The following is a 1,659-nucleotide window of genomic DNA, read 5'->3' as shown; positions in this document are numbered from 1 at the left end:
GGGTCACCGGGTGCCGCACGGGCCGCGCTCAGCCGCGCAGGCGGGCCAGCCAGGCCTCGACCTCCGCGGAGCCGCGCGGGAGGTCGGCGGAGAGGTTCTCGTTGCCGTCCTCGGTGACCAGGATGTCGTCCTCGATCCGCACGCCGATGCCCCGGTACTCCTCCGGCACCGTCAGGTCGTTCTGCTGGAAGTACAGCCCCGGCTCGACGGTGAGCACCATGCCCGGCAGCAGCGTCCCGTCGACGTGCTCCTCGGTGCGCGAGTGGGCGCAGTCGTGGACGTCGATGCCGAGCATGTGGCCCGTCCCGGCCAGGGTGAAACGGCGGTGCAGGCCCAGCTCGTACACCTTGTCGGCGGTGAGGTCGCCGAACAGGCCCCAGGCGGTGAGGTGTTCGGCGAGTTCGCGCTGGGCGGCGTGGTGGAAGTCGCGGAAGTCCGCGCCGGGCCGGACGGCCGCGATGCCGGCCTCCTGGGCGGCGTGGACGGCGTCGTAGACCTTCCGCTGGACGTTGGTGAAGCGGCCGGAGACCGGCAGGGTGCGGGTCACGTCCGCGGTGTACAGCTCGTTGGTCTCCACGCCGGCGTCGAGCAGCAGCAGGTCGCCGGGGCGGGCATGGCCGTTGTTGCGCACCCAGTGCAGGGTGGTGGCGTGCGGCCCGGCGGCGGCGATGGTGCTGTAGCCGACGTCGTTGCCCTCCAGCCGGGCCCGGACGAAGAAGGTGCCCTCGATCAGCCGCTCGGGCGTCGGGGCGTCCGTGCCGAGCACGCGCACCACGTCCTCGAAGCCGCGGGCGGTCGCCTGGCAGGCGAGGCGCAGCTCGGCGATCTCGAACTCGTCCTTGACCAGGCGCAGTCCGGACAGGAAGACCTCGAACTCGGCGTCCCGACCGGTGTTCTGCCCGGCGCCCGCCCGGCCGTCGAGGGCGGCCTCCACCCCGGCGTCGTGCCCGCGCAGCACCCGCACCGGAGCGGTGGCCGCGGCCAGGTCGGTGCGCACGGTGCGGACGTCCCGGCAGGGGAGGCCGAACAGCTTCTCACTCTCGGTCAGGCTGTTGCGGCGGCCGTCCCACAGCTCGCCGTGGCCGTCCAGCCAGAACTCGCCGCTCTCGATGTCGGAGCGGTTGCGCAGGTAGAGCGCCGCGTGGTGGCCGGTGTCCCCGACGGGCTCCAGCACCAGGACGGCGTCCTGGGACTGGTCACCGGTCAGGTAGACGTAGTCGGAGGACGGGCGGAACGGGTAGTCGGTGTCGTTGGCCCGCACCTTGGGGTTGCCGGACGGCACCACCAGCAGCTCGCCCGGGAAGGCGGCGGACAGCGCGGCCCGGCGGCGCTCGGTGTGGGCGGCCTGTGCGATCGGCTCCAGGCCGTGGCGCTCGGTGTCGGCCCAGCCGTGCTTCATGCTCTCGGCGAGTTCCTCGGTCACCCCGCGTGTCAGGCCGTTCTTGCGGTACTTGATGGGCTCGGTGGGCTGGGCGGGCTCGATGGGCTGGGCGGACTCGGTCACAGCGGACTCTCCAGTCGGGGGCCTGGGTGCGACGCCTCGTCGCGTCGACCTGCCTGGTACGTAACAAGCGTTGTGTACCGTATATCGAACGGGGCCCGAAGAGAAGGGCTGCGGGTGGGGTAGGGCCCGTCGTCAACCTCCCGCAGGCGGGAGGT

The 1,659-nt window shown here is 72.5% G+C and carries 1 protein-coding gene; it reads right to left on the bottom strand.

Features of this window, described 5'->3' with window-relative positions; translation table 11 throughout:
• Positions 1 to 28: 28 nt before the first annotated feature.
• Complete coding sequence (locus ACFWIS_RS28525) at positions 29 to 1,504, bottom strand: aminopeptidase P family protein (protein WP_380464136.1); 1,476 nt, start codon at positions 1,502 to 1,504, stop codon at positions 29 to 31.
• Positions 1,505 to 1,659: the final 155 nt, after the last annotated feature.

Origin of the sequence: Kitasatospora sp. NPDC127060, assembly GCF_042724935.1 — a bacterium.
Taxonomy (GTDB): Bacteria; Actinomycetota; Actinomycetes; order Streptomycetales; family Streptomycetaceae; genus Kitasatospora.
Note: the sequence above shows the minus strand (reverse complement) of the source record. Positions and strands in the feature narration are given on the sequence as shown.